The sequence below is a fragment of the Gordonia sp. NPDC003424 genome (genome assembly GCF_053588655.1).
The window spans coordinates 488,685-513,006 of record NZ_JBSFQJ010000002.1; the positions used below are offsets into that span (position 1 = coordinate 488,685).

General features: G+C 66.3%; 24 protein-coding genes and 1 pseudogene. 16 read left to right on the top strand and 9 right to left on the bottom strand.

Annotation, left to right across the window (positions count from 1 at the left end; genetic code table 11):
* The first annotated feature begins 514 nt into the window (after positions 1–514).
* Entirely contained in the window at positions 515–1,432 is a 918-nt protein-coding gene (locus ACWDTI_RS04790) for an SDR family oxidoreductase (protein WP_449736881.1), read from the top strand.
* A 22-nt stretch (positions 1,433–1,454) separates the two neighbouring features.
* On the opposite strand, the gene ACWDTI_RS04795 is transcribed toward ACWDTI_RS04790, so the two are convergent.
* Complete coding sequence (locus ACWDTI_RS04795; protein WP_449736882.1) at positions 1,455–2,222, bottom strand: SDR family NAD(P)-dependent oxidoreductase; 768 nt, start codon at positions 2,220–2,222, stop codon at positions 1,455–1,457.
* Between the two features lie 395 nt (positions 2,223–2,617).
* Here ACWDTI_RS04795 and ACWDTI_RS04800 point away from each other — a divergent pair, with 395 nt between their 5' ends.
* Positions 2,618–3,310 (top strand): heme peroxidase, encoded by a 693-nt coding sequence (locus tag ACWDTI_RS04800; protein ID WP_449736883.1) that lies wholly within the window; start codon positions 2,618–2,620, stop codon positions 3,308–3,310.
* Between the two features lie 168 nt (positions 3,311–3,478).
* On the opposite strand, the gene ACWDTI_RS04805 is transcribed toward ACWDTI_RS04800, so the two are convergent.
* The 4 genes from ACWDTI_RS04805 to ACWDTI_RS04820 all read right to left on the bottom strand — a co-directional run bounded on the left by ACWDTI_RS04805 (position 3,479) and on the right by ACWDTI_RS04820 (position 5,976).
* Positions 3,479–4,273 carry a CPBP family intramembrane glutamic endopeptidase gene (locus ACWDTI_RS04805; RefSeq protein ID WP_449736884.1) on the bottom strand — a complete coding sequence of 265 codons (795 nt, stop codon included), beginning with the start codon at positions 4,271–4,273 and terminating at the stop codon, positions 3,479–3,481.
* A gap of 119 nt (positions 4,274–4,392) precedes the next feature.
* Positions 4,393–5,040, bottom strand: coding sequence for a hemerythrin domain-containing protein (locus ACWDTI_RS04810; RefSeq protein ID WP_449736885.1), 648 nt, complete (start codon positions 5,038–5,040; stop codon positions 4,393–4,395).
* The gene (locus ACWDTI_RS04815) at positions 5,037–5,555 is read right to left on the bottom strand and encodes a luciferase domain-containing protein (RefSeq protein WP_449736886.1); all 519 of its coding nucleotides are present in this window, start codon (positions 5,553–5,555) and stop codon (positions 5,037–5,039) included. The genes ACWDTI_RS04810 and ACWDTI_RS04815 overlap by 4 nt, the downstream gene beginning before the upstream one ends.
* Position 5,556: 1 nt before the next feature.
* A complete protein-coding gene (locus ACWDTI_RS04820; RefSeq protein WP_449736887.1) occupies positions 5,557–5,976 on the bottom strand; it encodes a VOC family protein in 420 nt (139 codons plus the stop codon).
* Positions 5,977–6,081: 105 nt separating this feature from the next.
* On the opposite strand from ACWDTI_RS04820, the gene ACWDTI_RS04825 reads away from it, so the two are divergent.
* Positions 6,082–6,717: a TetR/AcrR family transcriptional regulator gene (locus ACWDTI_RS04825; protein ID WP_449736888.1), complete on the top strand. Its 636-nt coding sequence runs from the start codon at positions 6,082–6,084 to the stop codon at positions 6,715–6,717.
* Between the two features lie 65 nt (positions 6,718–6,782).
* On the opposite strand, the pseudogene ACWDTI_RS04830 reads toward ACWDTI_RS04825, so the two are convergent.
* A pseudogene (locus tag ACWDTI_RS04830) lies at positions 6,783–6,938 on the bottom strand (HNH endonuclease); the annotation flags it as partial.
* A gap of 330 nt (positions 6,939–7,268) precedes the next feature.
* Here ACWDTI_RS04830 and ACWDTI_RS04835 point away from each other — a divergent pair.
* A complete protein-coding gene (locus ACWDTI_RS04835; protein WP_449736889.1) occupies positions 7,269–7,988 on the top strand; it encodes a heme peroxidase in 720 nt (239 codons plus the stop codon).
* A 114-nt stretch (positions 7,989–8,102) separates the two neighbouring features.
* On the opposite strand, the gene ACWDTI_RS04840 is transcribed toward ACWDTI_RS04835, so the two are convergent.
* Positions 8,103–9,725: a hypothetical protein gene (locus ACWDTI_RS04840; protein WP_449736890.1), complete on the bottom strand. Its 1,623-nt coding sequence runs from the start codon at positions 9,723–9,725 to the stop codon at positions 8,103–8,105.
* Positions 9,726–10,102: 377 nt separating this feature from the next.
* Between ACWDTI_RS04840 and ACWDTI_RS04845 the strand changes: the two genes are divergently transcribed.
* Positions 10,103–11,500 (top strand): MFS transporter, encoded by a 1,398-nt coding sequence (locus ACWDTI_RS04845; RefSeq protein ID WP_449736891.1) that lies wholly within the window; start codon positions 10,103–10,105, stop codon positions 11,498–11,500.
* On the opposite strand, the gene ACWDTI_RS04850 is transcribed toward ACWDTI_RS04845, so the two are convergent.
* A complete protein-coding gene (locus ACWDTI_RS04850) occupies positions 11,491–13,146 on the bottom strand; it encodes a PucR family transcriptional regulator (RefSeq protein ID WP_449736892.1) in 1,656 nt (551 codons plus the stop codon). The two genes, ACWDTI_RS04845 and ACWDTI_RS04850, sit on opposite strands and share 10 nt — an antisense overlap.
* A gap of 232 nt (positions 13,147–13,378) precedes the next feature.
* Between ACWDTI_RS04850 and ACWDTI_RS04855 the strand changes: the two genes are divergently transcribed.
* From ACWDTI_RS04855 to ACWDTI_RS04900, 10 genes are all read left to right on the top strand, one after another.
* Complete coding sequence (locus ACWDTI_RS04855) at positions 13,379–13,828, top strand: GlcG/HbpS family heme-binding protein (protein WP_449736893.1); 450 nt, start codon at positions 13,379–13,381, stop codon at positions 13,826–13,828.
* Positions 13,829–14,024: 196 nt separating this feature from the next.
* A complete protein-coding gene (locus ACWDTI_RS04860; protein WP_449736894.1) occupies positions 14,025–14,744 on the top strand; it encodes a TenA family transcriptional regulator in 720 nt (239 codons plus the stop codon).
* Positions 14,745–14,819: 75 nt separating this feature from the next.
* Complete coding sequence (locus ACWDTI_RS04865; protein WP_449736895.1) at positions 14,820–15,188, top strand: Rieske (2Fe-2S) protein; 369 nt, start codon at positions 14,820–14,822, stop codon at positions 15,186–15,188.
* A complete protein-coding gene (locus ACWDTI_RS04870; RefSeq protein ID WP_449736896.1) occupies positions 15,185–16,417 on the top strand; it encodes an NAD(P)/FAD-dependent oxidoreductase in 1,233 nt (410 codons plus the stop codon). Before ACWDTI_RS04865 ends, ACWDTI_RS04870 begins: the two co-directional genes overlap by 4 nt.
* A gap of 8 nt (positions 16,418–16,425) precedes the next feature.
* A complete protein-coding gene (locus ACWDTI_RS04875) occupies positions 16,426–17,868 on the top strand; it encodes an aldehyde dehydrogenase family protein (RefSeq protein WP_449736965.1) in 1,443 nt (480 codons plus the stop codon).
* Between the two features lie 26 nt (positions 17,869–17,894).
* Complete coding sequence (locus tag ACWDTI_RS04880) at positions 17,895–18,254, top strand: Rieske (2Fe-2S) protein (protein ID WP_449736897.1); 360 nt, start codon at positions 17,895–17,897, stop codon at positions 18,252–18,254.
* On the top strand, positions 18,251–19,852 hold the full coding sequence (locus tag ACWDTI_RS04885) for a gamma-glutamyltransferase family protein (protein WP_449736898.1): 1,602 nt from the start codon (positions 18,251–18,253) through the stop codon (positions 19,850–19,852). The genes ACWDTI_RS04880 and ACWDTI_RS04885 overlap by 4 nt, the downstream gene beginning before the upstream one ends.
* Positions 19,839–20,345, top strand: coding sequence for a RidA family protein (locus ACWDTI_RS04890; protein WP_449736899.1), 507 nt, complete (start codon positions 19,839–19,841; stop codon positions 20,343–20,345). Before ACWDTI_RS04885 ends, ACWDTI_RS04890 begins: the two co-directional genes overlap by 14 nt.
* A 44-nt stretch (positions 20,346–20,389) precedes the next feature.
* Positions 20,390–21,058 carry a YoaK family protein gene (locus ACWDTI_RS04895; protein ID WP_449736900.1) on the top strand — a complete coding sequence of 223 codons (669 nt, stop codon included), beginning with the start codon at positions 20,390–20,392 and terminating at the stop codon, positions 21,056–21,058.
* Between the two features lie 187 nt (positions 21,059–21,245).
* Positions 21,246–22,202, top strand: coding sequence for a DUF808 domain-containing protein (locus ACWDTI_RS04900; RefSeq protein ID WP_449736901.1), 957 nt, complete (start codon positions 21,246–21,248; stop codon positions 22,200–22,202).
* A 119-nt stretch (positions 22,203–22,321) separates the two neighbouring features.
* Here ACWDTI_RS04900 and ACWDTI_RS04905 read toward each other — a convergent pair whose 3' ends face one another.
* A complete protein-coding gene (locus ACWDTI_RS04905) occupies positions 22,322–22,933 on the bottom strand; it encodes a Fic family protein (RefSeq protein WP_449736902.1) in 612 nt (203 codons plus the stop codon).
* 638 nt (positions 22,934–23,571) lie between these two features.
* Between ACWDTI_RS04905 and ACWDTI_RS04910 the strand changes: the two genes are divergently transcribed.
* On the top strand, positions 23,572–24,306 hold the full coding sequence (locus ACWDTI_RS04910; protein WP_449736903.1) for a heme peroxidase: 735 nt from the start codon (positions 23,572–23,574) through the stop codon (positions 24,304–24,306).
* Positions 24,307–24,322 lie beyond the last annotated feature (16 nt).

A 24,322-nucleotide genomic window follows, 5' to 3' on the forward strand; every position in this document is an offset into this window, starting at 1 on the left:
CACCGCCACTGGTAGTCGGACCGGTGAGGGTCGACGTCGGGGCCATGACAACCGCTCCCAGCGACTTCCCAGCGACATTCGATAGCCCCACAAGGCTTGCCCCGCAAAGTAGTTCGTGTCAGAGCAAACCGGCCCCGTGCCGGACCAACAGAAAGGTCAGACGATGCCGACCCCCACCAACAACCCCAAGCCGAACACCCCCGCCGCCCCGCAGCGCCGCAAGCGTCGCGTCCGCAAGTTCGATCAGCGGTCCCGCCGGTGGATCTGGACCTGGCAGTGATCTGAACACCAGGCCATCTGAACTCCGGGCGATCTGAACCCCGGGCCGACGCAAAACCCCCAGGCCGACGCCAAACCCGATGACCCCGTCGCGACTCCCTCCGCGGCGGGGTCATCCTCTGTCTTGACGCACCCACTGGACGCGGAGGCTCGCGATTCTGCGAATCCCCCCGACTCGACCTGACCGACGGCGCACACTGTGGGCAAACCCACCGCTGTCGAGAAGGAGACCCCCATGCTGCTTGCCCTACTCGGCCGACGTGGCGTCGACCTCTCCTCGCTGCAGGGGAAGGTTGCACTGGTCACCGGCGCGGCGAGCGGCATCGGCCGCGAGACCGCGCTCGCCCTCGCCGGGCACGGCGTCCGCCTGATCCTCCTCGACATCGACGGCGACGGACTCACCGAGGTGGCCGGGCAGATCGGCGACGACCAGGCGCTTGTCCGGGTCGTCAGCGTGACCGATGTCGACGCACTGAAGGGTGCAGTGGCCGAGGGTATTTCGCGGTTCGGCGGCATCGACCTGGTGCTGGCCAACGCTGGAATCCACAGTTACGGCACGGTTCTCACCGTCGATCCGGACGCGTTCCGGCGGGTGATCGAGGTGAACCTGATCGGCGTGTTCAACACGGTTCATGTGGCTCTGCCGTCGGTCATCGACCGACAGGGCTACATCCTGATCGTGTCGTCGGCGGCAGCCTATGCCGCGCTCGGTGGGATGGCGCCGTATGCGGCGAGCAAGGCGGGTGTCGAACAATTCGCCAACGTGCTGCGCGGGGAGGTGGGCTTCCGCGGGGTCGACGTCGGATCGGCGCACATGCTGTGGATCGACACACCGATGGTGCGTGAGGCCAAGGCCGACCTCCCGACCTTCCAGCAGATGATCAACGCCGCACCCGGACCGTTCCGCGGGGAGGTGACCGTCGAGAAGTGTGCCGCCGCCTTCGTCCGTGCCCTGGCGACCCGACAACGGCGCGTCAACGTCCCGGAGTGGGTCGGCCTGTTGCGCTGGCTCAAGCCGGTGCTGTCGTCCCGCGTGATGGACAAGCAGAACAACGCGATGTCCGCCGAACTTGCCGACAAGACCGATGCCGAAGTCGCCCAACTGAATCGATCGGTCGGAGCACGGATGGCGCGGCTCGACACCGAACTGTGAACCGGGCGGTGCGGACCCTGGGTCAGTGCAGGGAGAACCCGCCGTCCACGGCGATCGCCTGACCGGTCACATACGCCGACGACGGACCGGCGAGGAACACCGCAATGCCGGCGAAGTCGTCGACGAGCCCGTTGCGGCCGATCAACGTCCGTGCCGCCAGTGCCTCGACGGCCGACGGATCGGAACTCAGCGTCCGATTCAACGGCGTCTGAACAAAGCCCGGCACAAGGACATTCGCGGTCACACCGTGCGGCGACCACGCCTCGGCCTGCGACCGGGCCAGTCCCTCCAGACCCGCCTTGGAAACCCCGTACGCACCGCTGGACGCGAATGCCCGATGCGCCTGTTGGGAACTGACGTGGATCAGCCGCCCGTACCCGCGCTCGGCCATACCCGGGGCGAGCCGCTGCCCGAGGAGGAACGGCGCCTCGAGATTGACGGACATGGTTGTGTCCCAGGTGGGTTCGTCGAGATCAGGCATCGGCGGCCGCAGGTTGACGCCCGCGGAGTTGACGACGATGTCCGCATCGCCGACGGCGTCGGCCAGGCCGTGCACGCCGGATCGCGAGGCCAGATCGGCGACGACACCGGTCGCCGATCCGCCGGCGTCGCGGATGGCCGCGACGGTGTCGTCGATGGCGCTCCGGGTACGCGCCGCGATGATGACGTGTGCGCCGGCCCCTGAGAGTGCCATGGCGATGGCCCGTCCGATGCCGGAACTGCCGCCGGTGACGAGTGCGGCGCGGCCGTCGAGGGCGAAGAGGTTGTGCAGGTGCGACGGGGAGCTCACCGAGCCGAAGCTACACGAGAACCGGGTCACTTTCGCCAACTCCGAAGGGCCCCATCACAGGCAAAGCCGGGTGGCCATATCGTCGTGGCAAGAACCAGCTCCCGATGGTCCCTTCCGGGCCATAAGAAACCGGCGCCGGAACGGCCCGCCGAAGGCCCTCAATTCGGTGGGACGAACGTCCCCCAGCGACAACACCGGGACCCGGTGTGAACGCGCAAAAGTAAAGAACGACAGGCCGATTCACTGACCAGTCTGAGTCACGCGACGTCGCGGCCGAAAAACCCTTCCCAAGATCACGATAATAAACCTCTAAGTGACCATACCGCAGATTCCGACGGTTGTTTATCATTGCTAAGCGAAGGAGTGAATGACTTATGGTACAGCCGAATTCGGTAATGACAACCAACGTGTCGCAGCGCGACGCTGATCTCGCCGTCCTGGAAGCCGCCATACGGGTGGATCTCGGAGATCCCGCGATGTGGCCCGCGCCCGACGGCTACCGAGAGTCGTTGGCGTTGTGCGTGATTGACGCGATCTACTCGATGGGTGCACATTTCGAATCGTCGGCCAGTGTCGTCGATCGATACGTCGATTACCGACGACAAGCCGGTGCCGATGTCTACGCCGATGGCCTGCAGGAGTTGCTTCTGACCTTCGAACAGCTTGGCGGTGAGGAGAATTGGGCCGACACAATCGGGATCAGGCGAATGACTGCCAATGGCGCCGGTCCTGCGATCAGGGCTCAGGCCGTGCATCGGGTTGCGCAGGAGTTCGTCGCCCGCAACGTGTCGACCACCGACGACCTCCGCCTCGCCATCCTCCACGGCCGGGGGCCGGAGCTCAAGCGTGAGTGGTGCGCTGTGCCGGCGCAATGGTCGGGCGTCACTTGGAACTTCGCCCTCAAGCTTGCCGGCATCCCCGGTATCAAGGCCGACCCGACAATCACTCGCCACGTCGCGAAGGCGCTGGGCTGCCCGGTGAGTCCCGAGTACGCAACCAGGCTACTGCTCAGACTGGCGATCCGAGCCGAGTGGGACCTGGTGGCATTCGATGACAGGATCTGGCAGTTCGAATCGGTCCGCGTTTGACGCAGCCCCGGCGCGCCGAGACGTGAGCAGCGGTCCTTCGCAGCGGCCGCGCGGAGCCGCACCGACATGGAGCACGGGTCGAGCAGCCCGTCGCGTGCACTGTGCACGTCTACAGTCGCGACAGCTGTGGCTGGTGTCAGCGGTGTGTGATTGGCAAAGACGACCTCGTCAGGCCTCGACCGGTTCGGTCCCCGACGCTTTCCGCCGCGGAAACACCTTGCGGATCGTGACGATCGCGACGATCGCGAGGATGATGTCGGTGAAGACGAACAGCGCGGCGCCCAGGCTGATGGAGTCGCCGATGTTGCAGGTGATCAGTCCGAAGTCCCACAGTCCGTGGATGACCATGGCGACGATCAGCGACCCGGACACGCGCCGGGTCAGGTAGAAGAAGTAGCCGGCGACGGCGGTGGCGAGCACCTGCGGGATTGCGCCGAGGCCCTCGGTGAACAGGTTGGTGGCGTGCGCCAGGCCGAAGACCACCGACGTCCACAAGGCCACCATGCCTTCGCTGTAGCCGGCGTCCCGAAACGTGACGATGCCGATCCCGCGGAACAGGCCTTCCTCACTGACCCCGACCGCCAACGCTCCGATCAGCAGCACGATGGTGAATGCGGCGCTCTTGTCGGCCAACCGCGAATAGGCGGTGCCCGCGATGGCCGTCACGAGCAGAAGGATCGGGAACACCCACACCCAGCGGGGCAGCCGCTTCTCTTCGACGAATGCCGGACGCCACCACCGCAGGATTCCGATGACGACCAAGACGATGACGACGCCGGCGCCGGTCGTGACCCACAGCCCGCGGGTCACTTCGGACACGGTCTCGAACGTGGCGTACTCGGTGTCGTTGGGTTTGGTCAGTTGCGGGATGATCTGGATGGCGGCCAGGTAGCCGACGACCAGCAGCAGGTAGCCCCAGATGGGGAGTCGTCGACGGGTCGTGGTCTCTGGTGCGGTGCTCATCGGCATGATCCCGTTCGTCATCGAGAATGAGCGCGACTGACAATCGTCGCTCGTCCGGTCGTAGATGACTCTGTCACACGGACTGCCTCATCACCGGCCGGATCTCCTCCGGCGCGGCCTCACCCCGCCCACACCGACCCGATCTCCCGCCGATACCGCCGTCCCCCGGTCGCGTTGAGCACGAACACCACGGGTGCCGGTATCTCTTGTCGCAAACCGCGACGCTCGTTCTCCGAGGCACCGTCCTGCAGCCAGGCCACGAGTTGGCCGAGGTGTCCGCGGTGTTTCTTGATCACGGTCTTGACCGCCCTCCGCATCTCCGGGGTGTCGTTGTAGTGCGCCGAGATCGGCTCGAGGTCGTGTTCCTCATGGGCCAGATGCTCGAGGAGGACGTCGGCGAGGTGTCCGATCGCGACGCGCGCCCGCTCGGCGGACTCTGATGTTGGGGCACTGGCGAATTCGTCCATGCGAGTGCTCGCGTCGCGCAGCGCGGCCCGCATGGCGACGTGTTCTCCGTCGAGGTCCTGCACCAGGGACAGGTCGGCGCCGAGCGTTTGGAGCGTGGGCCAGAAGACGTCCTCCTCGTAGGAGTGATGTTTGTGCAGCTCGTCGGTGAGGTAGTCCCAGGCGCGTGTGAGGTGGCGGGCGCGGTCCGGGGAGGACGCATCAGGCTGCGACAGGGCGTCGTCGAAGCGCGCCAGATCTCGCCGAAATGCCGCGTGCACAACGGTGTTCATCGTCTTGTGGGTGGTGACGGATGTGGTCACGAGGATGCTCCGAGCGTGTCCGAGGTGAGGGTGAGTGGCCGGCGCCCGGCCGGAGCGTTCGTCGCGAACTCGTAGGAGCGCCGAACGAGGGCGGCGAGAAGCCGTGCCTCGTCGTCGTCGCGAGGTGCGTAGAGCATGACGAAGGTGGCTGGTACCTGGCCGGTGGCGACCAGGATGTGGGGTTCGGCCCATCCGGCTTCCTGTGCGGCGGTCGCCAGTGAGGTCGGGAGGGTGACGTGAAAGCTGTAGTCGCCGTGGGCATGTCCGTGGGCGAACTCGGTGCCGACGAAGAAGGCCTCGGTCGGGCCGATGGCGAACTCAGGGGTGAGGATCAGCGCGCGGGCGCCTTCGACGGAGATTCCCGACTCGGCTTCGCTCACCCCGTCCCAGGTGAGCGCCTCGTCGAGGACGCGATCCATCAATTGGCGGGTGTCGGGCTGCTGGTCGATCTGGCTGTGCGGGATGTCGCAGGTGGTGGCGGGTCGGGGACCGCGCCGCGGGGTGATCGTGTCCATCTCATGCCCCGGTCCAGATGAGTTCGATCGGAATGCCGTCGGGATCGCGGAGCTGGACCATCACCAGCGGCATCGGGTCGTCCGTCTCGTGGATCGGGTCGTGTGCGACGCCGAGGTGGTCGAGATGGGCGACCCAGGCGCGCACCTCGTCGGGCGACGCGATCGCCAGCGCGACGTGATCCAGACCCGTGCGGCGCGCGTCGAACAACTGCCGGTCGGCCTCGTGATGGTGGTCGAGACCGAGGAAGAACGTGGTGCCCGGTCGAGTCATCACGACCGCGTAACCCGTGTCGTTGTCGTGCTTTTCGACGAAGGCGCGCACCAGGCCGAGCGTCTGCGCGTACCACGCTTCGCTCACATCGATGTCACGCACGGTGATTCCGAGATGGTGATAGCCGAGAAAGGCGGGTGCATCGGACATGGGGTCTCCTTAACTGACCGAAGAACACTGGAACGTGATGGTGTAATGTTATTCCAGTAACGGGAACACTAGAATGGCATTACACCGTTGTCAAGGGAGGAACCGATGGCAGCCGAGCAGCGTTTGGCGCGTCGTTCCGCGAAAGCCGAACAGGCGCGAGCGACACGCGAACGCATCATCATCGCGGCGACGTCGCTGTTCGTCGCCGACGGGTACCTGACCACCACCATGTCGGGCATCGCCAAGGAGGCCGGCGTGGCGGTGCAGACGCTGTACCTGTCGTTCGGCAGCAAGGGCGCGATCCTCAAGGCGGTGTTCAACACCGCGCTTGCCGGCACGGATTCGCCCGACGGCATCCTGGAGCAGGACTGGGTGCAGGCGGTCCTCGATGAAGCCGACGGACCGGCGGCGCTGCGACTGTTCTGCGCCAGCGCCGCCGAGATCATCGGCCGGGCGGCACCCGTCTTCAACGTGATGCGCATGGCCGGCGCCGATCCCGAGGTCGCCGCGCTGCTCGAAGAGAATAAACGGCTACGCACCAACGGCTTCGGCAGGTTCCGCGACGCGCTCGTCACCCGGCCCGGCTACTCGACGAGGCTGACTCCCCATGATGCCCTGGGCATCTTGTTCGCGGTGGTCAGTGAGGATACCTATATCCTGCTCGTCCAGGAGTACGGGTGGACGAGTGAGCGGTGGACCGAGTGGATCACCGAAACCGTAGTGGCGCAGCTCTTTCCGTAGGGGCGGGGCGGGTGGGACTTGGTACGGCATGTCGGTGGGCCCAGCGTCGGACGAGTCTGCAGGCATGCGACTTCGGCCTCGGGATCGACGGGCACCGACTCGACGGCGAGGTCGAGCAGCGCCATCAACACCGCCAGCTTGTTGGTGGCGGTGCGGCGACCACCCTCCAAGACGGCGACAAGCTTCTGACCGAGCGTCAGTGGGTCGATGGGTGCAGGCATGACATTGATCATCATGCCCCCGCGCGGATGGTCGCAGTGACCATTCAGGGCGCAGCCGCATACTACTCCCGGCACCTCGGTCGCTGACTACCGTGGCCGAAGTCCCTCAATCTCGTGGGACCAAGGTCCTTTGACCTCGGTCCGCTTGTGACCGCTGCGATCTTGTCGGGCAACTAACTACGAAGTGCCACTGATGAATTGAAGCTCATGACGGCTCTCGGCCGGGCGCTGGTGAAGCGATTCGACCGCACCGGACCACAGTGTTGGGTTCGTCCAGGATGGCGACAAACATCGACGGATTGCATATCGTGAGAATCGAAGGAGTTGAGCGTGATGACACAGTTGAGTCCAGTCGCAGCCACCCGCGCATCCCGGTGCGAGGCACATCTGAGGGTTCTGGAAGACACCGTCTGGTCCGATCTCGGAGATCCCGATCTGTGGTTCGCCCCCGACGGTTACCGAGATTCCTTGGCACTGTGCGTCATCGACGCGGTCTACTCCGATGGAGATCAGAACACGTCGGCAGTGGACGTCGTCGAGCGCTACATCGATCACCGACGGGCAGAGGGCGTCGACGCCTACACCGACGGCCTCACGGAACTGCTGCGTACTTTCAATCAGATTGGCGGCGAGCAGAACTGGGCCGAGCACTTCAGTGAAGAACGAACCGCAGCCGATGGTGCCGACGCGGCCACCAAGGCATGCGCGGTGCACCAGGTCGCGCGCGATTTCACCGCACTCGGCGTGTCGACCACCGACGACCTGCGCGACGCCATCGCGCATGATCGGGGGCTCGAACTGCGGCATGCGTGGTGCGGGGAACCAGGTCAATGGTCCGGTGCCACATGGAGTTACGCTCTAACACTGGCCGGCATTCCCGGCGTCACCTCCGACCCGGTGGTCACCCGCTACGTGGCCAGGTCGATCGGCAAGGAGTCCGTGAGCCCCGAGTATGCGATCGAGTTGATGATCAGGTTGGCACGCCGAGCCGGGTGGGACCTGCTCGGGCTCGACGACGCCGTGTGGCAGTTCGAGTCGGCTCGGGACTGAGCAAGGTAACACCAAACTTGAGCAACGGCAGGTCGCGAGGTCGACCACGCCCCGGAACAGACAGTGGCCCAATGCACCCGGGATGCATTGGGCCACTGTCAGCAAGCTGTGTGGCTACAACAGGTACGTCGCTATCACCGTCGCGATGACCAAACCACTCATCACCGGGAGGAAGCACTTGCGCGCAAGACTGAGCACCGGCACCCGAGCGAATCCGGCGACCGCGACGAGTGACGACCAGGCCACCAGAGTTCCGCCGCCCGACCAGATGTTGCCCATCTGACCGATCGCCGCGAGCGTCGCGGTGTCGATGCCCGACGACTGCCCCAGTGCCCCGGCGAGCGCACCCGTCAGCGGGAGGCCGCTGAAACCCGAGCCTTCCAGACCGGCGATGAGTCCCACGAGCAACACACCGAATGCGGTGACGATCGGAACCTGCGGGAGATGGGATTCGCCGGCGGTCACCAGGTCGTACAGGAATCCCGGCGCCGTGGCGTCCTCGGGCAAGCCGAGGATCTTGCCGGCGTAGTCGGCGCTCCCGATGAGGAAGAAGCCGGCGATCGGGAGCACGATGCCCATGGCCTTGAACGCGAACACCAGGCCGTCGACCAGATGCTCGGCCGTGGTCTCGAGGAACTTGCCGGGCGCGTCGGCGGCACAGACCGCGAACAGCAGCAGTGCCGCGATACCGCCGACCATGGCTGCCGCGTCGCCACCCTTGAGTTCGCTGACGACGCCGATCTTGCCCAGCGCGAGGTAGACGATGAAGACGAGATACACCAGCGGTACCAGGCACGCGAACACCATCGCCTTGCGAGTCCGTTCGGGGTCGCCTCCGGCTTCTCCGGTTGACGGGGGAGCCGGGTCGATGACCGCGGTACCCGTCGAACCACCGGTGACCACCGCCGTATCGCCCGATCCGCCGGCCGAACGTGCCACGGTTCCGGTCGACGACCGCCCCGTCGTCGATACCGCCGCGACGTCCAATTCGGTGCTCTCCCGCGCGTCCTTGACCACGGTGTCCGCCGAGGTCTCGGAATCGGCGTGACGGTCGGCCTCGTTTTCCCATTCGGTGAGCAGCTCGGCCGACGGAGCACGCCAGGTGCGGCGCTGCATGACCCAGGTGATGACGATCGCCACCGCGCCCACGATGAGCGACAGGATCAACGACTTGTCGGCGACGGCGTCCGCGTCGATGCCTGCGGATTTCGCCGAGATCCCCGGGGCCACCTTCATCACGTAGTCCGACGAGAGCGCCATGCCCTGTCCGGTGATGGCGATGACCATGCCGACCGACATCGGCGACAGACCCGCGCGAATCGCCACGGGGATGAGCACAGCACCGACGAGCGGCACCGCCGGAGTTGGCCAGAAGAACAGCGAGATCACATACGTCACCACCGCGAGCACGATGAAGCTGCTGATCGGACTGCGCATCACCTTCCGGAAGGGGGCGATCATCAGTCGGTCGGCGCCCATCTGCCGCAGGCCGCCGAGCATTGCGGTGACCAGCGCGATGATCAAGAAGATGTTGAACAGTTCCGTCGCGGCCACGAGGCTCGCGTTGAAGATCGAGGCGATCGCCGTGACGATGCTGTCGGAGAAAGCGAACGCGGTGAGGAATGTGGCGATGACGGCAGGAACGACGATGTTCTTACGCATGACCATCGTTGCGATGATGAGGATGACGCCGGCCAAATAGACCCAGTGGGCCGCGGTGAGATCAATGGGCTGCACAGTGGTGAATCCTTAACGGGAGAGTGTACGAAAGGGGCTGTGGTGGTGAACACACTCCCCCCGCTTCTCGACCCGGTCAATCAAAACGGTGCACACATACATTCCGGGATTCGTGTGCACAGTGAACGTTTTCGGCAGTCTCGCCGGAGTCTGTGACCACGATGTAACTCGCGCGGGAACCAGCTGTTTCGGCGCTGCTCACGGCCCAAAAAGAGCTCCTTCTGTCCATGGGCACTATGTACATGGCGAGCCTCAATCCATGGGCACTATGCGGCCTGCGAGGAATTCGTCTGCACCCTTCGACGTGGAAACATCGTGACCACAAACAGGGGGCCGGTCGGGTTCCGGCCCTCCCACGCGCGCGAGTAGAGGATCAGATGACGTCACGCAGAGCCGCCCAGGGGCAGGCCCCGGGTGACGACTCCGGCACTCCACTGGCACTGGCCGCGCTCCTGACCGGCACCTTCGTCGGGACCGTCAGCAACGGCGTCGTCAACGTGCCGCTCTCGGACATCCTTGCCGACTACGACGCCCCGCTCGGCAGCGGCATCTTCGTCGTCGTGGGATTCCTCCTCACCTTCGCCGCAGCGATGCCGCTCGCCGGATACGTCGGCGACCGGTTTGGGCGGCGACGGATCTACTGCGCTGCGCTCGTGCTGACCGCGATCTGCTCACTCGGTGCCGCGACCGCACCCACCCTCGAGGTGCTGATCGTCTGGCGTGCCATCGCCGGCCTGGCCGCCGCGGTGTTCGCCCCGGCCGTGATGGGATTGATCGCCTGGCTGTTCGGGCCCCACCGGCGGGCCCAGGCGGTCGGGGCGTGGGCCAGCGTGAACGGCATCGGACAAGCCGTCGGACCGTCCGTGGGCGGCCTGCTCGCCGACGCCGCCGGTTGGCGCTGGGTGTTCGTACCGTTGGCGCCCATCGCGATCTTCGGACTCTTCCTGACCCTGCGCAGCGTGCCGCGGTACCCCGGCAAGACGATGCGCCTCGACATCGTCGGCGCCGCGACGTTGACCCTCGGCGCGGCATCGCTGATCCTCGGCGTGACCCTCGTCGGTGCTGAGTCGACACCCGCATGGACCACCGCGGGCCTACTCGGCGGTGCGGTCCTCCTCCTCGCATTCTCGGCATGGCATTGCCGGCGGGTGCCGGTTCCATTCATCGACGTGCGTGCCGTCGTCGAACCGCGATTCGCGCGCAGTGCCTGTGCCGCCTTCGCGCAGATGTTCGCGCTGGGTGCCACGCTCCTCGCGATACCGCTGTACGCGGTGACCCACGGCGCCAGCACCACCGTGGCCGGCATCCTGCTCTTCTCGCTGCCCGCGACGATGGCCGTGCTTGCACCACTCGTCGGACGCATCACCGACCGACTCGGCGCTCGACCGATGCTGCGGTCCGGCTTGATCACGCTCGGCATCGCGCAGACGTTGCTGGTGGTGGTCACCGCGGCGGCACTGCCCATCGGGTGGCTCGCCGTCGTGCTGGTCGTCACCGGTGTCGGGGTCGCGATGGTGCAGACTCCGGCGGCCGCCGGTTCCACCCGATCGACCGCGGGGGCGCAGGGGACCGGACTCGGATTGTTCAACCTGCTCCGATTCGGCGGCTCGGCCCTCGGTGCCGCCTGGGTGTCGGTGGCACTACAACACTGGGACTACCCGGCGCTGTTCGGGCTCACCGCCATCATGGTCGTGATCGGACTGTCGGCGTCGTTCGCGGGCACCAACCCGGAGGCCGTCGAACCACCCGAACCGGCGCTCGCCGGTCAGCGGTAGCTCATCTCCCGGGCCAGCGACGATCCCAGGCTGTCGAGCAATTCCAGTCGCAGGGCCAGCCACACGGTGAACTGGTTCTCCGGCACCCGGATATCGCAGCCGCAGGCCCGTGACAACCGATCGAGCTTGGACAGCATGGTGTTTCGGTGCATGTTCAGCGCCCGTGCGGCCGCGTTGACGTTCCCGCCGTGTTCCAGATACGCGAGCAGCACGGTGTGCAGTTCGGTACCGAGCCGGATCGGGCCGAGCACGTCGGCGGTGAACTGCCGACTGCGTTCGGTGTCGGCGATCTGCTCGAGCACACCGAACGACCGCAACTCCTGGTAGGCGACGGCACCGGTGATGTGCATGCGATCGGCGATGTCGAGAGCCACCCGGGCCTCGCGGTAGCTCTCCCGGATCTGGGCCGCACCGACGGCGGCAGCCCCATAGGCCACAGCCGACAGTGCGTTGCCGCGTGCGGTGAGGTCGTCGGCCATCGCCACCGCATACTGACGCACCTCCTCGTCGATCTCGGCGGGTGTGGAACCACGGACCGTGCGGACGACCACGACGATGTCTCCCAGCACGGCGATGTAGGACCGAACATCCTTGTGCGGCATCAGGCTTGCGGCATACCGGGCCAACCGCAGCAGCGTCCGGTCGGACTGCGGTTCGCCTGCGTCCACGCGGGAAACGGAGGTGCGGGTGGTGAAGACCGCGAACGTGGCGTCGAGGTCGATGTCGTGGTACTCGGCGCGAGTGCGCATTTCGTACTCGGTGCCGAAACCACCATGGACGAGCGCTTGCACGAAGTCGCCGCGGGCCCGCTCTTCGGCCTCCTCGACACTGCGCTGGCGCAGCATCTCCGACCCGATGATCGCGGTGGCCTGACTGGCCACCACCTCGTGCTGCGCCAACTCGTGCTCGCCGGGCCGCTCTCCCCGATGCAGGATGACGACCCATCCCTCGAAGTACTTGCCCAGTCGGATCGGTGCAACCGTGCAGGTCCAGTCCCCGCCCGACGTCGACACCGACACGGTCGCGGCGTCGTGATGGTCGCGGATGTCCGCGCGGTCGGTGAGGCGCTCCCGCAGCGCGGGCACCACCAGGTCGAGGTGCTCCTTCTCCAGGGCGTTGTACGCCACCGGATCGCACCGCGCGTCGAACACCAGTGCCGGCGAATGCGACAACGCCGACACCTCCCGCAGCAGCATCGGCATACCGGCACCGCGATGCAACAACCCCGCCAGCGACTGATGCACGTGCGTCGCGTACCGCATCACGTGGACCTCTTGGGTGAGGGTGCGTTCGGCGAGGAGACGGTTCAGCGCCGAGAAACCGATCGGAAAGCCCATCTCGATCACCACGAGATCGCCCGGTATCTGCTCGACGGTCACCGCGGCCGGCAGTGGACCGTCCACGATGATCGCCGAAGCACCGCGTGCGGCAAGGGAACTCATGCTCGACGGCTTGGCCGCCAAGGATTCCGGACGGGCATAGACGACCGTGGCCGCCAGGTCGTCGTAGCGAGTCATCACCTCGGCGAACGGCAGCGCCCAGGTCACCGGCGCCTGCGGATCGGCGTGCGACGAGATGACGCGGGCGCCCTCCATCAGTGCTTCGTCGAGGAGTCCACCGAGGGTCAGTCTGGGGTGCGGTTCCATCGAGACCTGCTTTCACCGGGTGTCTGGGATCCGTGCGGGATGGTGATATCTGCGCGTCCTTGTTGGATATCAAGACAATCAGTCCATCACTATGTGCACAATAGTGAACCCATCTGGGATTCTCAGGTCAACTTGACAGGTTCGCGATCGCGACTGATCGGGTTTCATGATCACCACGCCGCACTCGACGGCGACAGCCCCAGTCCCCACCAGCGATCGAAGGTTGACAGAAATGCATCGGATTCTGCGGATCACACTCGACGACGCACTCCCGATCCTCGCGGCCGGCGCCGCCAAAGCCGCCGAGATCGGCGTCAAGCAGACCCTGTGCGTCTGCGACGACGGCGGAAACGTCATTGCCCTGCACCGACTTCCGGGTGCCCGTATCACCGGCGTCGAGATCTCGATGGCCAAGGCCTACACCGCCGCCGGACACGAGCGCGCCACCCACCTGTTCAACGAGCCCCCCAACGGGCCGGCGCTCCCGGGCAACGAGGCGTTCGGTATCTCCCACATGCTGCCGGGCAAGTTCGCCGTCTTCGTCGGAGGATTCCCGCTGGTGCACGACGGCCAGGTTGTCGGTGGCATCGGTATCAGCGGCGGCAATGGGGAGCAGGACAAGGCGGTCGGCGCCGCAATGCTGGCCGAGTTCGAGGCACTCGTGTCCGTCGGCGTCAGCTGATCGTGCACTCTCACCAGATCGCGGCCTGTTCGGCGGACATAGTGACCATGGCCTCCGCGGCACCCCGCTCCTAATCTCGCCACTATCGAAAAGTCATCTGGGTGAGGACTTTTCGAGCCGACCTCGCAGCGTTGCGAGGCAGTCAAGATCTCAGCCCAACCATCAACCGCCGAATCATCTTCGAAAGGACATCACCATGACCACTCTCATGGGACGCGACGAGTTCCGGGCCGCGCTCGAGGACGCCATCAAGGGCCGGGAAGCCAAGAACGCATCGTTCAGCAAGGCGTGGGCCGACGGCACCCTCACCAAGGATCACTTCGCCCGCTGGGCGGAGAACCACTACCACTATGTCGGCCCCTTCGCCGACTACCTGGCCAACATCTACTCCAACACCCCCGATCACTACACCGACGCCAAGGACTTCACCCTGCAGAACATGTATGAGGAGGAGCTGGCCGACATCCGCCACACCGACCTGCTCATCAAGTTCGGCGAGGCGTGCGGGACCACCAAGGAGCGGATCGAGGATCCGAACAACATGAACGCCATCACCCGTGGTCTGCAGTCGTGGTGCTACGCGGTGTCGCAGCGGGAGCACTTCGTGGTCGCCACCGCCGCACTGGTGGTCGGCCTGGAGTCACAGGTGCCGAGCATCTACAAGAAGCAGATCATCCCGCTGCGTGAGGTGTACGGCTTCACCGAGGACGAGATCGAGTTCTTCGACCTGCACATCACCTCCGACGTCGTCCACGGCGAGCGCGGCTACCAGATCGTGCTCGACTGCGCCGACACCCCGCAGCTGCAGCAGCGCTGCCTGCAGCTGGTGCGGTGGGGCGCGGAGATGCGCTTCTCCTACACCAAGGGTCTCTACGACACCTACGTCGCACCTGATCTGCAGATGTCCGCCGTCTGACAGCACGGAACTGCGGTGCGGGGCCCGGCTCAAGGGAGCGGGCCCCGCGCCGCAATACCTGGAGGAGGAGGCCACATGGCTGCCGATTCGCCAACTGCCACAACAACAACCGGCCACTGGGTGGAAGCCGCGACGATGCGGGAACTCAAACGCCGACGGAAACTCCGCGTCGAGGTGGACGAGACGGCCATCGCGCTGTTCTCCGCCGGCGACCGGGTGTACGCGTTCGCCGACCTGTGTGTACACCAAGACCGCTCGTTGGCCAAGGGCACGTTGCTTCACGGCCGCGTCATCTGCCCCGGCCACCAGTGGCAGTTCGACCTGGAGACCGGCTACGAGCCCGATCAGGACGTCTGCCAGCCCACCTATCCGGTCCGGGTCACCGACGACACCATCTATGTGGACCTCGCGCCACGTGACCCTCAGCAGAGGACAACCCCATGAGCACCAACGGTATTGCGATCGTCGGCACCGGCCACGCCGCCACCGTCACCGCCCGCACGCTGCGCCGGCGCGGATTCGACGGCGCCCTCACGCTCTTCGGCGACGAGGCACACGCCCCCTATCAGCGCCCACCGCTGTCGAAGGAATTCCTCGCCGGCACCGCCGACGATGCGTCGCTGGCGCTCCTGACCCCAAAGGTGATCGCCGACAACGACATCACCATCCGCACCGGCTCCCGCGTCGAGAGCATCGACCCCCGCGCCCGATCGCTGAGCCTCGCATGCGGGGAGTTGGTCGTCGCCGACGCCGTCGTCCTCGCCACCGGTGGACGCCCCCGCGAACTCTCGGGGTTCGCGATCGGATCGTCGCCACGCGTCCACTATCTGCGGACCCTCGACGACGCCACGCGCCTACGGGACCGGTTGCGTGCCGGAACCCGGCTCGCCGTCATCGGCGGTGGATTCATCGGATTGGAAATCGCAGCCACTGCACGAGGATTCGGACTCGACGTCACCGTCATCGAATACGGCCGGCAGATCCTGGAGCCCCGCCTGGGGACTCGGATCGCCGACCTCTGCGCCGACCTGCACCGCACCAATGGCGTGGACCTGCGCTGCGGAGTGAGCGTCACCGCCGCCGACGAGACGCCGTCGGGAATGCTCCTGACGCTCTCCGACGGCGCCGTCCTCGATGTCGACGATGTGGTGGTCGGCATCGGTATCGAACCCAACACCGAACTGGCGACCGCTGTCGGACTGAGCGTGGCGAACGGCATCGTCGTCGACGAACTCGGCAGGACCTCGCAGCCCGGCGTCTACGCCGTCGGCGACGTCGCCGCCCGCTACTCGCAGATGGCCGGACGACATGTGCGGGTCGAGCACGTCGACAACGCCAACCGCCAGGGCGCCGTCGTCGCACGCGCCATCCTCGGCGAGGCTAAGCCCGACGACAGCGCCCACTGGTTCTGGTCGGATCAATACGAGCACAACATACAGTTCACCGGAAACCACCAGGGCGCAGACGATCTGGTCGTCCGTGGCAGCGTGGACGACCGCGAGTTCTCCGCCTTCTACCTACGCGACGGGCACCTGACCGCCGCCTTCGCCATCGACCGCGGCGAGGACATCATGGCCGCACGCGAAATGCTCGGCCGTCCCTTCGACCCCGTCATGCTGGCCGACGAAGATCTGGACCTCTGGGAGCTCGGCGAGGAAGGAGTGCCGGCATGACCCAGCGAATCATCAGCGGCGCCAACTTCGTTGACGGACAATGGGTTCCCGCGGCATCCGGCGCCGCCTTCGACAGCGTCAACCCCGCCGACCCGAGTGAGGTCATCGGCACCTTCCCGGACTCGTCCGCCGACGACGTCCGCGGCGCCGTCGACGCACTGGTGAAGGGCGCGCCGGAATGGGCGGCGACCCCGCCCGAACGTCGGGCCCGGATCCTCGAGGCCGCGGCCGCCGATCTCGAATCCCGTGCACCGCAACTCATCGAGGAGATGGTGCTCGAGGAGGGCAAGACCCGCGCCGAGGCGACGATGGAGGTCGGCCGCACGCCGATGAACCTGAGGTTCTACGCCGCCGAAGCGGTACGCGCGGGTGGCAGTACCTATCCGGCCGCCGGTGACACTCTTGTCTACACGGTGCGTGAACCGGTGGGCATCGTCGGGGCGATCACCCCGTGGAACTTCCCCCTCAACATTCCCTCCCGCAAGATCGGGCCGGCCCTGGCCGCCGGAAACGCGGTGCTGTACAAGCCGTCCGAGATCACCCCGCTGATGGGCCAGCGCCTCGTCGAGGCGCTGCTCGCGGGCGGATTACCCAGTGGCGCCATCGCTTTGGTGCAGGGCAGCGGAGCCGCGGGTGCCGCGGTCGCGGCCGACGACCGAGTGGATGCGGTGACGTTCACCGGCTCCACCGACGTCGGCCACGCCATCCACCGCCAGGTGGGACCACAACGGCGCGTGCAGTTGGAGATGGGCGGCAAGAACCCGACCGTGGTTCTCGCCGACGCGGACATCGAGACGGCCGCGGCGACCGTCGTGAAGGGTGCCTTCGGGCTGTCGGGGCAGGCGTGCACCGGCACCAGCCGCCTGATCGTCGTCGACGACATCCACGATGCGCTCGTGGAAGCCGTCGTCGCGCGAGCCGAGAAGCTGTTGGTCGGTTCGGGTTTGGAGTCCGACGTCGCCATGGGGCCACTCGCCAGCGCGGCCCAGTTGAGCAAGTACCGCGAGTACGTGGCGGCCGGAATCGACGACGGTGCGACACTGCGCACCGCGGCGCCGGACATCGACGATCGGCCCGGCTACTTCGCCCGGCCCGTCGTCTTCACCGACGCCACCCCGGACATGCGGATCGTCCGCGAGGAGATCTTCGGCCCGGTGCTGGCGGTGCAACGCGCCCGCGATCATACGCATGCGCTCGAGCTGGCCAACGCCACCCGATTCGGCATGAGCGCGGCGATCCTCACGCGAGATCTGCAGCGCGCCATGGATTTCGCGCACAAGTCGCAAACCGGGTTGGTGAAGATCAATCAGCCCACCACCGGCATGGCGATGAACGCGCCGTTCGGCGGATACAAGGCATCGAGCACCCAGACCTTCAAGGAACAGGCCGGCGACTCGATGATGCAGTTCTACCAGTCCGAGAAGACCATCTACCTGACGCCGACCGGCTGACGGACCGATCGACCAGAGGAAAAGCCATGGAATTCAAGCGGGTTGCCCGATCGGGACAGGTGCCCGAAGGCATCGTCCGACGCTTCTATGCCGAGGACTACGAGTTCGCGATTTCGCGACTCGACGGCAAGGCGTACGCGACATCCAACTACTGCTCCCACCTGGACTGCCTGCTCTCCTCGGGCAAGCTCGTCCAGGATGGCATCGGATGCTCCTGTCACGGAAGTGCATTCGACCTCGAGACCGGTGAGCCGATCTGCCCGCCGGCCACCGAGCCGATCAAGACCTACCCGTGCGAAGAGCGCGAGGGCGAGATCTTCGTCGGGATCGACCCGGCAGAGCCACCGGAGGGCCCCCGCCGTCGGAAGCTCCGGGCCACCTCATGACCGGCGCCGTGCACCGTCCACCCACCATGGCGACCCGCGGCATGGTCGCGACCAGCCACCCGCTGGCCAGTGCCGAGGCATTGCGAGTCCTGGCCTCCGGTGGCAACGCGGTCGATGCGGCGTTGGCCGCGGCCGCGGTCACCTGGATGACGCTGCCCGGTCAGTGCGGTATCGGCGGTGACGCGTTCGCCGTGGTGTCCGAACCCGATGGCTCGGTCTGGACGGTGAACGGTAGCGGGTACGGACCGGACGGTGGCACGCCGGAGTTCTACCGCGACCGAGGGTTCAGCGCGATTCCGTTGGATGGGCCGCTGGCCGTCGCGGTGCCGGGAGTACCGGCTGCGTTGGCCGCCTTGCACTCTCGCGGTGCAACACGGAGTCTGGCCGATCTGTGGGAGCCGGCTGCGCGGATGGCGGATCGGGGCCTGCCGCGCTCGGCGAAAACCCGCGACGATGTGCGCGAAGCCCTCGATGCGATCCGGGCGGACGACAATCTGCGCGCCGTTCTTACCGACGGCGGTCGCGTACCGCTTGTCGGATCACGATGCGCACAACCCGACCTTGCCGCGACGATTCGGCGACTGGCCAACGACCCGGCGTCGTTCTACAGCGGCGAGATCGCCGAGCGGTGCGTCGCCGCCCTTACCGCCGGTGGCGCACCGTTCAGCGGCGACGAGTGGGAAGCAACGGGATCGGTTGCGCCACAGGCGGCGCTGAGTACGTCCTACGGCGGCGCGGTGATTCACCAGACCCCACTCCCATCCGCCGGATGGATGGTCCTGCAGCAAGCCGAACTCTGTGGGCCCGAGCTGGGATTGACGCGGTGGATGAGTGCCGACGCGATCGAACGAATGGCGATCGCAGCCCGGATCTCGTTCGAGGATCGATTCGAGTTCGGCGGCTCCGACAGCGACGGTGCAATGCGGGTCCTCCGGCCCGAAGCGATTGTCGACGGGCGCCGTCGACTTGCCGACCGGAGCGTCGGAGCCCGTGAGTTCGCCGTTGCCGGCGGCGACACCACCTCGCTGGTCGTCGTCGACGACGAAGGCCGGTCGGTCAGCTTCATCCATTCGTTGGCGTTCACCTTCGGTGCGAAGTTCAGCGTGCCCGGCACCGGCATCGTCCTGAACAATCGCTTGGGCCGCGGCTCCTATCTTGTCGACGGCCATCCGAACGAGGTGAAACCACGACGAAAGCCGTTGCACACCTTGAACGCCTGGGTCGCCACCGACAACGACGGGCAACTGATGGCGGTGGGCAACACTCCCGGTGGTGACGGTCAGGTGCAGTGGAACATGCAGGTGCTCTCGCACCTGCTCGACCACGGGCTCGATCCCCAAGAGGCAGTGTCGGCGCCCAGGTTCACCGTGTTCCCCGGGTCGGATGCCAACACGATCGGCAAGGACCACGAGATGCGGATCGAGACCACCGTCGCCTCCGAGACCCGCGACGAACTGCGTCGTCGCGGCCACACGGTCCGCGACATCGACCCACTGGGAGAACCCGGAAGCGCACAGATCATCTCGGTTGATCCCCAGGGATTCCTGCTCGGCGGCAGCGATCCCCGACAAGAAGGAGTGGCACTTGGTCTCGAATGAGGCTGTCGCGATGGAGGTTCCGGTGCCGCAGGGCCGCTATGTCCCGGCAACCCGCGTCGGCAGCACCATCCGTACCGCAGGCATGACCCCACGGCGTGATGGCCATCTGGTGATCACCGGGCGTGTCGGCGTCGACGTCGACCTGATCCAGGCACGCGACGCGGCCGCCATCGCCGTCCGGAATGCACTTGTCGCGGTGCGGTCATTGGTGAAGGTCGGGGAGCGGCCGCTGTGCGCGGAGATGACCGTCTACATCGCGTGCGATGGTCAGTTCACCGAGCTGTCGGCGGTCGCCGATGGTGCCTCCGACGTGCTGGCGGTCGAGCTCGGCGTCGACGCCCTGCCGGCCCGCAGTGCCGTCGGCGTCTTTGCCCTCCCCGGTGGGGCTCCGGTCGAGATCGCCCTCATCGCCGAAGCCATCGCACCGACACCGCTCCCCGACGAGCTCGCGAGGAACGAGCGAGCGTCTCGAAGGGACACCACAGCCCCATGACACTGACAACCCGCCGCCCCAGCGCCATGGAATCATTGGCTCGCATGGACCCCCCCTCCCGGCACCTCGCCCTGATGGTCGCGCTGACCTTTGTCACCGGGCTTGTCGATGCCGGCGGTTACCTCGGCCTCGACAAGGTATTCGTCGGAAACATGACCGGCAACGTCGTCATCCTCGGCATGGGTGCCGCCGGAGCAGACGGTCTGCCCGTACTTGGCCCCGCACTTGCGTTGGGCACCTTCATCTTTGGGGCCGGTGTCGCCGGCCTGTCGATGAGGTCGAGCCCGTCCGGCTGGAGCACACGACTCACCGCGGTTGCGGCGTTCTCGGTCTTGCTCGTTGCGATTACCGCAATCCTGATCGGCTTCACGGCTGCCGACTCGGCAGCGGGGGTGGTAGCTGCCGCCATCACCGCCTGCGCGATGGGCATGCAAGCGGCCGTGGCACGCAAGGTGGGCGTCGCCGATGTGACCACCGTGGTCGTGACGTCGACGATCACCGTCTGGGCCGTCGACATGTTCGCCAAGCCGAGCCGCGCGACCATCCTGAACCGGCGGATCGCAGCGATCGTCGCGATCCTGTTGGGCGCGTTGGTCGGAGCCCTGCTGATACAGATTGCGTTGTGGTTGGTGTTCGCCGTGGCGGCGGGGATCGGCGGTGTCGTCGTGGCGGCTGGGGCACGCGGGCACCGACCGAATCCGTCTCCGACCTGAGCCGTCGGTCCGCACATCTGCACACGATCCTGCCCTTTCGCACACGAAATACCGTGTGTGGAAGGGAAGAATCGTGTGTGGAAGCCCCGATTGCGCGGCCAAACGACTCGACGGCCGTGGCTTCACCCCGCGCCGACCCGCGGGGCATACTGGTCGATGATTCGTATGTCCGTTTCAGGAGGTTGTTGTGGCTGGTGGGCTTGTCGCACTGCTCGACGACGTCGCTGCCCTGACCAAGGTGGCCGCGGCGTCGATCGACGACATCGGCGCCGCGGCCGGTAAGGCCAGCGTCAAGGCAGCCGGTGTGGTGGTCGACGACACCGCTGTGACGCCGCGGTATGTCCACGGCTTCACGCCCGACCGCGAACTGCCGATCGTTCGCAAGATCGCCATCGGGTCGATCCGGAACAAGCTGCTGATCATCCTGCCGGTGGCGATGATCCTCAGTCAGTTCCTGCCACAGGCACTGCCGTATCTGCTGATCGCCGGTGGCCTGTTCCTGTGCTACGAGGGTGCGGAGAAGGTCTACGAGGCCTTCGGCGGTGGGCACGGGGGCGGGCACGACGACACCGACGAGGTGCCGGCCGCGGAGAAGGGGCCGGAGTTCGAGAAGTCGATGGTCAACGGTGCCATCCGCACCGACCTCATCCTGTCGGCGGAGATCATGGTGATCTCCCTGTCGTCGGTCGAGTCCGAGCCGTTTCTCACGCGGCTGATTGTGCTCATCGTCGTGGCCATCCTCATCACGGTCCTCGTCTATGGGGTGGTCGCGCTGATCGTCAAGATGGACGACGTCGGGCTGTCGCTGGCGCAGCGCCAATCGAAGTTGAGTCAACGAGTCGGACGCGGCCTGGTCAAGGCGATGCCGAAGGTCATGTCGATACTCACCGTGGTGGGCATCGCCGCGATGCTGTGGGTCGGCGGCCACATCCTCATCGTCAATGTCGGCGAGGCCGGATTCCACTGGCCCGCCGACCGTCTGCACGACATCGAGCACTGGTTCCACGAACTCGCGCATGGCTTCGGTGGTGTGCTCGGCTGGACGGCGGGGACCGTGGTCTCGGCTCTCGTGGGCCTGGTGATCGGCGCGATCATCGTGGCGATCATGCACGTCATCCCAAGGCGCGGTGCCAAGGCGTCCTGATCGCACCCCTGCCCTACCCGCCTGGGTCTTCGCCGGTTGAGTAAGCACTCCGACGGAGGAGGCGAGCGCATCGAAACCGCTCGTAACCCGGGCCACGAACGGGCGACCGTAACCCGTCCCTACCTACCACGCCGCACCGCTCGCGCCGCAAACTCGTCGAGCGCGTCGGTCACCTCCACCGCATGCCACATCCGGTTTCGAGTGAACCCGGTGAGTTCACGGAGAATGCCGGCATCGACCAGGGGTTGGATTGCTCTGCCGGCGTTGTCGGGGGAGATACCCAACTCGGTGGCTGTGGTCTTTCGGTCGACGACGGGTTGTCGGAGCAGAGTGTCCATCAGTTTCTGTGCGCCCGAGCCCCGTCGGACCCGAAGTCGGTCGTCCCATTGCGCGCGGATGTGCCGGAGGTCCGACACCAGTCGGGTGCCGTTGTCCACGGCAGAAAGTGCCGCGCGACAGAGCTTTTCGACAATCACCGAGGGATCGCCGGCGCGGTAGGCATCCAACGCCGCAAAGTAGTCCCGCGTGTCGGTCAGCAGTCCGGCCGACACCGGCACGGTGACGTTCCGCGTGAGTCGGTTCGCGCGGAGCATCGACTGGACGAGAGCGCGGCCGGTCCGGCCGTTGCCGTCGGGAAATGGGTGAATCGTCTCGAACTGGGCGTGCGCAATGGCGACGAGGGTGAGTGGTGGGATGTCGCCGCGGTGCGCGAAGGCAATGAGATCGTCCATGAGGCCGGGGACGCGCGCAGCCGTCGGCGCAACGAAGTCCGCGTCGTGGGGGCCGATGCTTGTGCCGCCGATCCACACCTGATCCTCGCCAGCGCCCGGCGATCTCTGGGCTGGTCTGTTCCTGGATCGCGACGACAGATTCTCGATCTGCGATGACGACGCCGACTCGGAACGGAGAAGTAGTACTGCGGAGAACGGTGCCTGCTCATTGCCGAGTTCGGCATCAAAACGGGTGATCACCGAGCTCGCCTCGGCGACAAGAGTCGAGGTCTCGGGCGTGAGGTGTGGGGTTTCGGCGGCGATGTGCGGGACAAGGGCAGCTCGGTAGGGCCCCGGTACCGCTCGCGTTGAGCCCGACTCGGCAAGTCGGGCGGAGTGGTCGGGGTCCACTCGGCGGCCTCGCTGGACGACGCTGGCCGCTGGTGTCGGTTGCGTCCGTCGTCGGGAGGAAGCGAGGGCATGGAGGGACCACACCCTCGTTTAGGCCATAAGTGAGGGTATGGCGGTCGGTTACCTTCACGTATGGGCACAGCATCGTCTATGAGGCCGCAGCGCAGCGCTCGGGGTGGCCGAGGCCCGCGGATACGACAAACCCCTTCGGATTGCCTATCGTGGAGCCATCGAAGGAGCTGATTGTCATGGCGCAGCCGAGCCCGCAGGACAACCCGGGACGGGGGGAGGGACCAACCCCCGATCCCGCTGGGCCACGCAACGACGAGCTCGCGGCTCTGGAGGCGGCCGCCCGCGTCGACCTCGGCGACCCCGACCTCTGGTTCGTGCCCACCGGCTATCGAAAGTCCTTGGCGCTGTGCGTCATCGACGCCAGCTACGCAACCGGCATGGACCCCACAGCGACCACAGACATCGTCAACCATTACGTGAACTTCCGCCAGGCCGACGCCGCCGACTCAGTCACCGACGGGTTGCACGAGCTCCTGCGAAGCTTCAAACAACTCGGCAGCGTGCAGAAGTGGGCGGAGGCGATGAACGATCAGTCGCTCAACTCGGCCGATGGTCCCCGCAAAGCTGCTGCGGTACAGCAGGTATCACTGAAGTTCGTGACCCGCGGCGTTGCCACTGTTGAGGATCTCAGCGAAGCGATCGCCAAGGGCCGGGCACGGGAGCTTCGGCGGATATGGTGTTCGGCGCCGGGCCAGGAGTCCGGTGTCACGTGGACCTACCTGCTGGCGCTCGCCGGCATCGGGGGCGCCAAGACCGACCCACTTGTCGCCGGTTACGTCGCAAGGGCACTCGGCGTCGAGTCGGTGAGCACCCAGTTCGCCGCTGAGCTCATGAACCGGCTGGCAACTCGAGTCGGCTGGGACCCCGTGGCCTTCCATCTGACGGTGTGGCAGTTCGAGTCGACACGTTAGTGCGTGGGCTGGTCAA